Raw genomic sequence first — 9,725 nt, forward strand, 5'->3', positions numbered from 1 at the left:
CCAGACCATTCAAGCCTGAAGTCTAGGTCACCTTTTGCGCTTTACACTTCACGCCATGATAAAATTTTGTCGCGCGCATTTGGCTAAATAACTGTTTTTTTGACGTTGCTTTCATGGCGTGAAGTGCAACGTCCACTTTTTGGCAGATGCGTTGCGAGCGCTGTCAGGCGCTCGCCTCCTTGAGTTCCAGCATCAGCCCGCTCAAGCGTTTGACCCGACGTCGCACCGCCTCTTCGAAGACGCCAGCCCGAGGCTCGATCAATGTGAACCAATCCTTGGCCCGGGTGATGCCGGTATAGATCAGCTCCTTGGTGAGCACCGGGTTCAGGGCATCGGGCAGGATCAACGCAGTGTGGGCGAATTCCGAGCCCTGGGATTTGTGCACGGTCATGGCGTACACGGTTTCGACATCATTGAGGCGACTGGGCAACACAAAACGCACGCCACCCTGGCCGTCGTTCCTCGGGAACGCGACTCGCAGCACCGGTTTCCCGGCCTCGGGCCCCTCGCGCTCGGGAAGCTTGAGGGCAATGCCGATGTCACCATTCATCAAGCCCAGGCCGTAATCGTTGCGGGTCATCAGCACCGGGCGGCCTTCGTACCACTGCTGGTCGCTGTCGATCAGCCGGGCCTTCAGCAAGGCGTCGGTCACCCGCTGGTTCAAGCCTTCCACGCCCCACGGGCCTTTGCGCACCGCGCACAACAACTGGAAGGCGTCGAACGCCTGCAAAACCTGCCGGGCCCAATCGGTCCAGCGCGCATCGTCCAGGGGACAATCGAGCGCTGGACGCTGGTTGCGCAGCAGGCTCAAGTAATAGCGGTAGCCTTGCGGCCCCTCACCATGACCTTCGAGCAACAGGCGCTCCAGCGCCCGATCCTGTTCATTGCGCAGGGACAGGCTGAACACATCGTCGTGGCTTCGCGCCGCCAGCAACTTGCGGGCTTGCGCGGGCTGTTGCTGGTTCACCCAACGAGCCAACTGGCCAATGCCGCTGCCTTCGCCGAAACGCCGCGAGTGGCGCAACATCACCACTTGCTGGGCCAGCGGATGGGTGCCCTGGGTGTCTTCCTGCAGCCCGCTGCCTTCCAGGCTTTCACCGCTGACGGTTTGCAGCCATTGTCGAGTGTGTGGGCTATACCAGCCCGCTTCGGCGTCGCGACACAGATCGCCCAGCACGGCACCGGCCTCCACCGACGCCAGTTGGTCCTTGTCACCCAACAGCACCAGGCGGGCATGGGCCGGCAGTGCATCGAGCAGGTTGGCCATCATTTCCAGGTCGATCATCGACGCTTCGTCCACCACCAGTACATCCAGCGGCAAGTGATTGCCGGCGTGGTGACGGAAATGTCGCGTCCCCGGGCGGCTGCCGAGCAGGCGGTGCACGGTGGTGACGTCAGAGGGGATTTTCTCGCGGATGGCTTCAGTGACTTTCAGCGTTCGCACTTGTGCGCTGATGGACTCGGTCAGCCGCGCCGCCGCCTTGCCGGTTGGCGCCGCAAGACGAATGCGCAGCGGCTTGCCCGCCTCTACGGCCGGGGCCTGGAGTAAGGCGAGCAAGCGCACCACCGTGGTGGTCTTGCCGGTTCCCGGACCGCCGGTGACGATACTGAAAGCGCTGCGAGTCGCCAGGGCGCAAGCGAGTTTTTGCCAGTCGACGACCTCACCGGGCCTGGCCGGACCGAATAGCCCCGTCAGGCGCTGCAACAAGTCCCCTGGTGCGTTCTCGTGCACCGTCAGTCGCTCACGCAACGCATTGTCGATACGTCGTTCGTAGGTCCAGTAGCGTCTCAGGTACAGGCGCTTGCCGGCCAACACCAGAGGCCGCTGATGCACGCTGTCGCGCTCGTCCGCCGCCAATGCGACCAGGCTGCTGGCGGCCAGCACCTTGCACCAGTGGGCGCCATCCAGCCCTTCCAGCAGTTGCGATGGCAGCAACATCGCGCCACCTTGCAGGTCGCCTTCCGGGGGCAGCGACAGGGCGAAGTCCGGCTCCTTGAGGGTTTCGAACAGGTCCAGGCACACATGCCCATGACCCAACTGGTGACTGGTCAATGCCGCCGCCAGCAGTACCAGCGGATCATCGTTCGGAGCCAGTTCGTGAAGAAAACCGACGAAGGCCTTGTCCAGTGCTCGCAACCAGCCACGCTCGACCCAACGCGTGAGCAGCAGCAACAAGTCTTCGGCACGCGTCAAAGGGCTGAGTTGCGCCAGGCTGTCGGCACTCAATGGCGTCGACAGTACATTGGCGAAGGTGCGGTTCATAGCAGTTCTCCCTGTTCCCAGGCGGGTTCGACCCTGGGCTGCGGCTTGCCCTGAAACAGGCGGTCCAGTTGCTCGATCAGCACCTTGGGTGGGCGGGCAAAATACACGCCCTGGCTTGGCGCACGGGTACCGCGCAGGAACAGGTACAGCGCGCCTCCGACATGCCGGTCGTAATCGTAATCGGCAAGCCGGGCCTTGAGCTGGCGGTGCAGGGCCAGCAGGTACAACACGTATTGCAGGTCGTAGCGGTTGTCGAGAATCGACTGCTCCATGGCCTGCGCGGTATAGGCCGAGTCGTCGACGCCGAGCCAGTTGGATTTGTAGTCGGCGACGTAATAGCGGCCGTCATGCTCGAACGTCAGGTCGATGAAGCCCTTGAACATGCCGTTGAGCAACACCGATTCAGCGGCCACCCGAGGCACCCCGTTGTGGGTGTATTGGCACACCAGCGCATCGAGCTTGAGCACATCGACCTTGTGGCTGGCGAACCAGAACTCCATTTCGACACGGTACTGGGTCAACTGCCCGAATACCACCGGTGCCTCGTCGCTGCCCAGCGGCAACGGCGAATTGAGCAGGTGCTGCAGCCATTCACTCAGCGTGCTGATCCAGCCTTCCCAGCCACGGCGATTGCAGCGACGGGCAATCGCATCTTCCACGGCTTGCCCGGTGACGCCAAAACCTTCGTTGCCTGCCCATTCGAGCAACCCATGGAGAAAGGTGCCCGGGTTCGGGCCACGGGGGAATCGATGGATATCGGCACCGCCGGCCACCATCTCTCGAGGGGTATGCGGGTCGAGACGTTCGTCGTCGAAGAGTTTCTGTGCCTGTGCACTTTCGGGCGCCTGATCACTGCCGATACTCAGGCTGTCCCCGATGCGCAAGGCGCTGTAAGAAGCAATCCACCAGTTTTCACTGGCCTTGCGTTGCACGGTCAACGGTGCCAGCAACGCAGCGGTGTTCTGCGGTGGATGGTAGTGCTCGCGGGTGGCTTCAGGCATTTGTTCAAGACCAATCGCCGGACAGCCCTGTTGAAGGTCTCGCAACCAGGCCTGCAAGCCCGCCGACTCGTTCAAGCAAGCACCGCCACCCAACAGATACCCGAGCGCCGACAGGTGCAGCACCGAGCTGTTGTTATTGCCGCGCTTGAGATCCGCCACGCCCAGCCAGCAGGCATGTTGCGCCCGGGTCAGCGCCACATACAACAGGCGCAGGTCTTCGGCCAGGCGCTCATCATCGGCCAGGGCGATCAATTCGGCCGTGGGGTTCAACGTCACTTGGGCCTTGCCTGCGGCGTCGTGGTAATGCAACGGCAGACGGCTGCCATCCACCGGTTTCGCCGAGCAAATGAACGGCAGGAACACCAACGGGTACTCCAGCCCCTTGGACTTGTGGATGGTCACGACCTTGACCAGTTGCTCGTCGCTTTCCAGACGCAGGATCTGCTCTTCACCCGCCTGGCCCGACAATGCCAGGTGCTCGGACAAATGCCGGATCAATGCCTGCTCGCCATCAAGTTCGGCGGCCGCCTGTTGCAGCAACTCGGACAGGTGCAACAGGTTGGTCAGGACCCGCTCGCCATCGCTGCGCGCTATCAATGCCTGGGGCAGCTTGAAGTCATGCAGCAAGCGTCGCAGCATTGGCAACACGCCCTGCTTGCGCCAAATCTCGCGATAGCGGCGAAACTGCATGACCCGCGCTTCCCAGGCCAGTTCGTCCTGGTTCAATTGCTCAAGCTCGACCAACGACAGATTCAGCGTGATGCTGGCCAGTGCCGCGCGCAGTGGCCGCTCGACGTCCGGCTCGGCGCAGGCCTTGAGCCAGGTCAGCACGTCATGGGCTTCCTGCGCGGCGAACACCGAATCCTTGTCCGACAGATAAACGCTGCGCACGCCTCGGTTAGCGAGCTCGGTACGCACCGCCTGCGCTTCCTTGCCATCGCGCACGAGGATGGCAATGTCCGCAGGCATCAAGCCTCTGAGCGGCTGGTCATCGCGCACGAAGCCCGCAACGCCTTGTTGTCCGCCGTTGAGCAAGGCGGTGATTTCGCTGGCACAGGCGGCGGCCAGTTGTTGGCGATAGACCGCACCGGACAACGGCTGCTCGACGCACAGGTGCCAGATGTTCAACGCCGGTACTGCCTGGTGATCGATGCGCAGGATTTCCTTGCGCCCCTGGGACTCGACAGGCTGGAAGGGCACCGGGTTATCGCCATTGTTCTCCCGGAACAGGAACGCCCCGCGCCCGGACTCGCGAGACTCGGCATAGTCGAACACATGGTTCACGGCACTGACCATGCCATGGCTCGAACGGAAGTTGGTGCCCAGGGTATGCAGGCGGCCTGTGGTCGCCTGGCGGGCCCGCAAGTAGGTATAGATGTCGGCGCCGCGGAAGGCGTAGATCGCCTGCTTCGGGTCGCCGATCAGGAACAGCCCGCTGTCGGGTCTATTGTCTTCAATGCGGTAGATGCTCTCGAAGATCCGGTACTGCACCGGGTCGGTGTCCTGGAATTCGTCAATCAATGCCACCGGGAACTGTTCGCGGATCAAGCTCGCCAGTCGCTCGCCACCATCGCTTTGCAGCGCCGCGTCCAGGCGCAGCAACATGTCGTCGAAGCCCATTTCCGCACGACGGCGCTTTTCCTCTTCGAAACGCGCTCCCACCCAATGGGCAGCGTGTTGCAGTACGGCCGCATCGGGCGTCGGCAAGCCATCAAGACAGGCCTTGAGCGCGGGCATCGCGTCCAGGCCCGGATGATCCGGCGCGACGCCTTTTTTCCAGGCTTCTGCCATACCCTCAGGCGTCAGGCGCGTGAAGCCGGTGCCGATGTCCAGTTGCTCGAGGGACTCGTCTTCGGCCCAGGCTTTGATTTTCTCGAACCAGGGCTCGAAGTACCGCGCCTGCATCTTGCGCCCGTCGACACTCTTGCTGGCGACACCTTCGTGACACAGGGCCAGCAACTCGTCGGCCCACTGGCGCCACGGCATCTTCAGCTCAAGCAAGGCGGCTCGCCGCTCCTGCAGGCACTCGGTGATCAATTGCGCCGGCTCCTTACCGGCGAGGGTGTCGCGCGCGCTGGCGAACAACCCTCGGATCCGCGGCAACAAGGCGGCCGGACCGCCCCAATTGCTGCGCACCCAGTTCAACGCATCGCCCTGCATCGGATAACAGAACAAGCGCCAGTAATCGCGCAGCACTTCCCCCAGCAGATCGCTGTGGTCGGTTTCCAGGGTCTGAGTGAACAGGCTACCGCTGTCGAAAGCGTGCTCGCGCAACATGCGCTGGCACCAACTGTGGATGGTCGACACGGCCGCCTCATCCATCCATTGCGCGGCGATGTCCAGGCGGTTGGCGCAGCCGGGCCACTGTTCCGGCGCGTACTCTTGCCGCAGCTGGTTGATCAGTGCGTCGGGGGCCGGCGTTTCGTCGCGGAAAAACCGTGCGGCTTCTGCCAGTCGCGTACGGATGCGTTCGCGCAGCTCTTTGGTCGCGGCATCGGTAAAGGTCACCACGAGGATCTGTGGCGGCAGCAGTTCACGACCGAAACCATGGGAGTCTGCACCATGGCCCAGGATCAGCCGCAGGTAGAGTGCGGAAATGGTAAAGGTCTTGCCGGTCCCGGCGCTGGCCTCGATCAGTTGACTGCCACGCAGCGGGAACGCCAGGGCCAAGGGTGTCTGGGTGGTCATGGGCGGGCTTCCTCACTGGACACTGAGCGCCAAGGGGCCTCAAGCAGTGGTCGATACAAGGCATCGCACCAATCGACGAATGTCTCGTCGGCGACCAGGGCGTCGTAATCGGCGAACTGACGGGCCAGCGCCATGCTTTCGCGGCGCTCGCCATCAGTGGTCAAGCCGTCCCCCTCATAGGCCTTGCGGGCCGCTGCCTGGGCTTTGGCCGGGTCGGTCTGCCCGAGCCATGCAAAGGCGGTCTTGACCGCTATCGGCAGGGGTTGGCGCATTCCGGATTGCCAGGCCAGTAACAGATCACCCAGGGTTCCCAAGGCACTCTCCTGTGCAATCGGGTCGAGTAGCAGGCTGTCATCACTGGCGACCAAGGCCGTGGTCATCGGCATGCCGCTGGCGCACGCCACCAGATGATTGACCCACGGTCGTGTCAGCCGATGCCACTTGCGGGTCTTGATCGAACCAATGCTGTTGGGGATCGTCGTGACTGCCAGCAAGCCCCCGTCTGCCCGTTGATGCAGGCCACTGAGCCAGCCCTCGATACGCAGGTCGTCCACTTGCAGATTGACTGGCAGGGCACTGCTCAGGGGTGTTGGCCATAACGCCAGGAGCTGTTGATAACGCGCAAGCAGATCCGGCAAGGGTTCGATCAACTCGCGTTGCAGGCATTCGCCAAATCCTGCCATGGGCAGCAGCCCACTGTTTTGCAGGCGACTGGCCTGCGCCTCCAGCACCTGCTCGGTATTTTCCAGGTCTGCCAACGCCGCGCCGAGCAAACTGTCGCTCAGGCCATAGCGTTGCAAGGCATCGAGGACAAAGGGTTCTTCATCGGCCAAAGGCGCTTCTGCAGCTTCAAAGAACACCTTCAATCGCTGACTGAAGAAATGTCGCACCGGGTTGCGCAAGAAATCCTGCAGTTGCCCAAGACTCAGCGGTTCCTCCTGGATGTGGGCATCGAGCATCTCATGGCCAGGCGCATGCCCACCGGCCTGGTGAAGCACCTGCCACTCGCTGGCATAGCTGAACAGGGCATCACCCTGGTGGAAGTAACGGGCACTGAAGGGTTGCAGCGGATGCTCCTGGGTCATGGCCTCAAGCAAGCCTTCCTCGGCATCGGCCAATCGCCAACCGCTGGCCAGGTGGTCACGGAGCTGGCCGATCAGCACGGATGCCGGGCGCTCGCTGTTATCGCGAATGCTGCGACCGACCCAGCTTATGTAGAGTTGATCGCGCGCCGACAACAATGCCTCCAGCAGCAAATAGCGGTCGTCCTCACGCCGCGAGCGATCGCCAGGCCGGTAGTCGCTGCCCATGAGGTCGAAGTCCAGTGGCGGCTGTGCCCGCGGGTAATCACCATCGTTCATCCCCAGCAGGCACACCAGCTTGAACGGAATCGCGCGCATGGGCATCAAGGTACAGAAGTTGACCGCTCCAGCCAGAAAACGCTGGGACAATCGCCCCTGATCGAGACCGGCCAACCAGGCTTCACGGACGACGGTCAGCGGTAGTTCGTCGTGCAAGCCAACTGACTCACAGTTTTCCAGCCAGGTTTCGCGTAACGTTTCCAGCTGCGTCAACAAATACTCGTCGTGCTCATTACTGGCCTGGAAGAACAGTGCCACCAATGCCTGCAAGCGCTGGCTCCATTGCTGCGGCGATGCCGGTTGAGAGAGCTCGTGGTGGGCAATTTCCAGTGCGTCCAGTAGCGCAACCAGCGGGCCTATGAGCGCGGCATCCAGACCACCGATCTCGTCGTAGGGTTCGATGCCGCCACAGGCACCCGAACTGCCAACGGCATACCCGAGCAACATGCGCCGCAAGCCAAAACGCCAACTGTTTTGCTCCAATGCCTCGGGCAGCCCCAGGCCTGCGCGCTGCTCGGCGTTCATCCCCCAGCGGATACCCGCCCCTTCGATCCAGCGATGCAGGGTTGGCAGGTCACGTTCCTCTACGCCGAAACGCTCCCGTAGCGCCGGGACATCCAGCAGGTCGAGAATCTCGCTGACCGGGAAACGGCTGTCTGGCAACTTGAGCAGATGCTCCACCGCGATCAACAGCGGGTCACGGCCGCGCTGCCCTTGGTCCGCGAGGGTGAAGGGTATGAAGCGCGGGTCGTGGCGCTCAAGCTGGCCGAACACCGCGCGAATATGCGGGGCGTAGGCATCAATGTCCGGGACCATGACAATCACATCCCGGGGACGTAAAAGCGGATCGGCGCTGAAGCGTGCGAGCAACTGATCGTGCAGGATCTCCACTTCGCGCTGGGCGCTGTGGGCAATGTGGAAGCGGATCGACGAGTCTTTCTGTAGATCCACGGCCGGCCAGTATTCACGGGTTTCGCCCAATGGACGCAACTCAAGGATGTCGTCTTGCAACTGGTTGAGCATGTGCAGCGGTTGGCTTTCACTGAACAGGTCGATGCGCCCGTCACGAAACGCCGAGCGATAGCTGTTGGGATCGTCGTAGCTGTCGAGCAGGTTGATGTAGTCCCGTCCCTGCTTGCCCCATGCAGCCAGTAAGGGATGCGCGTGTTGATGCAGGGTTTGCGGATCGAGAACGCCCGGCATGCCACTTTTGCGCGCCTGCCGTTTGTATTGATGACGCAGCAGGTCTTTGTCGGCGACGATGTCTGCCCAATGGTGACGACAGGGGTTGTGCACGCACAGCAGCACCTGGCTGAACCGAGCCAGTCCGGCCAGGGCCTCGAGGGCTTGAGCCGGCAGCGAGGAAATGCCGAATACGATGACCCGTGACGGTAATCCACTCGGAGCCACGTCGAGGCTTTTGATGCGTTCGATAAACCGCTGGTGCACGCCGGCCCGGCTTTGCGCCATCCCTTCTTCACCGACATCCAGCAACAGTGCACGCCACAACTCTGCCTGCCAGGCATTGGCAGCAGTCAGCAGCTTGGCTTCGCCCCTGCCGTTACGTAACTGGTGACGACCTTGCGCCCAGTCTTCGAGCCAATCGGCGCGGTACACCTGGTACTGGTCGAACAGATCCGCCAGTCGCTCAGCCAGTTGATAGCGTTTGCGCAAATCGGGGTCATGCGTGAGAAAACGCTGGAGCGGCTCGAAGTGTGGCTGATTGATCAACTGCGGCAGCAGACGCATCAGGCGCCAGGTCAGGGGGGCTTTATCCAGCAGCGACTTGGCCGGGATCTCGTCGCGCCCCAGGACCATCCGGTAGAGCTGCCACATGAAACTGCCGGGCAATTGCACATCGATGGCGGCGGCGATCCCGCAGCCGCCCATGTCGTCGTCTTCAGGATCTTCGGCGAGTGCCAGCTTAAGCCATTGCGCGATGCCGTTGCTCTGCACCAGGGCGATTTCATTTTCCAGGGGGGCCAGCGGGTAGCGCCGCATCCAGCTCACCACCAGGCTGCGTAACTCGTCCAGGCGATTGCCGTGAACCACCATAAAACCAGCACTGAGGGACGTTGCGTCCGGCATAAAGGCTTCCTTGGAAAGCGCAAATCGAGGGACGACTTTAACATTGAAGGCGGTTGGCTTCATTGTCTGGGGGGGGCTAGGAGCGAGCATGCTCCGGGCGGCGCTCCGACGATGAACTTGAGAACGCCGCGGGGTGCCAGGCTTCCCGCGTCATCGTTGACGTCCATCGCGACGGTGCGACGATTCGACAGGCTCGCTCCTACAGGGGGTTTGCGATTGCCACAAAGACAAAACCCCTACCTGCATGCGCAGATAGGGGTTTTGGAATTTAATCTTGACGATGACCTACTCTCACATGGGGAAACCCCACACTACCATCGGCGA

At 62.1% G+C, this 9,725-nt stretch carries 3 protein-coding genes; all 3 read right to left on the reverse strand.

Annotated elements, in window-relative coordinates; genetic code table 11:
• Positions 1–163: 163 nt before the first annotated feature.
• Genes recD through recC form a run of 3 tightly spaced genes read right to left on the reverse strand, consistent with a single transcriptional unit; the run spans position 164 to position 9,401 of the window.
• On the reverse strand, positions 164–2,263 hold the full coding sequence (recD, locus tag AC1Q8Q_RS03020) for an exodeoxyribonuclease V subunit alpha (RefSeq protein WP_492614805.1): 2,100 nt from the start codon (positions 2,261–2,263) through the stop codon (positions 164–166).
• Complete coding sequence (gene recB / locus AC1Q8Q_RS03025) at positions 2,260–5,952, reverse strand: exodeoxyribonuclease V subunit beta (RefSeq protein ID WP_492614806.1); 3,693 nt, start codon at positions 5,950–5,952, stop codon at positions 2,260–2,262. Before recB ends, recD begins: the two co-directional genes overlap by 4 nt.
• Positions 5,949–9,401: an exodeoxyribonuclease V subunit gamma gene (gene recC, locus AC1Q8Q_RS03030; RefSeq protein WP_492614807.1), complete on the reverse strand. Its 3,453-nt coding sequence runs from the start codon at positions 9,399–9,401 to the stop codon at positions 5,949–5,951. The genes recB and recC overlap by 4 nt, the downstream gene beginning before the upstream one ends.
• Positions 9,402–9,725: the final 324 nt, after the last annotated feature.

The sequence above is a fragment of the Pseudomonas sp. GW823-FHT06B06 genome, assembly GCF_058795195.1.

Bases quoted from the DNA above. Each gene is read 5' to 3' on its own strand.
- recB (WP_492614806.1), bottom strand. From the start codon at position 5,952: ATGACCACCCAGACACCCTTGGCCCTGGCGTTCCCGCTGCGTGGCAGT.
- recC (WP_492614807.1), bottom strand. From the start codon at position 9,401: ATGCCGGACGCAACGTCCCTCAGTGCTGGTTTTATGGTGGTTCACGGC.
- recD (WP_492614805.1), bottom strand. From the start codon at position 2,263: ATGAACCGCACCTTCGCCAATGTACTGTCGACGCCATTGAGTGCCGAC.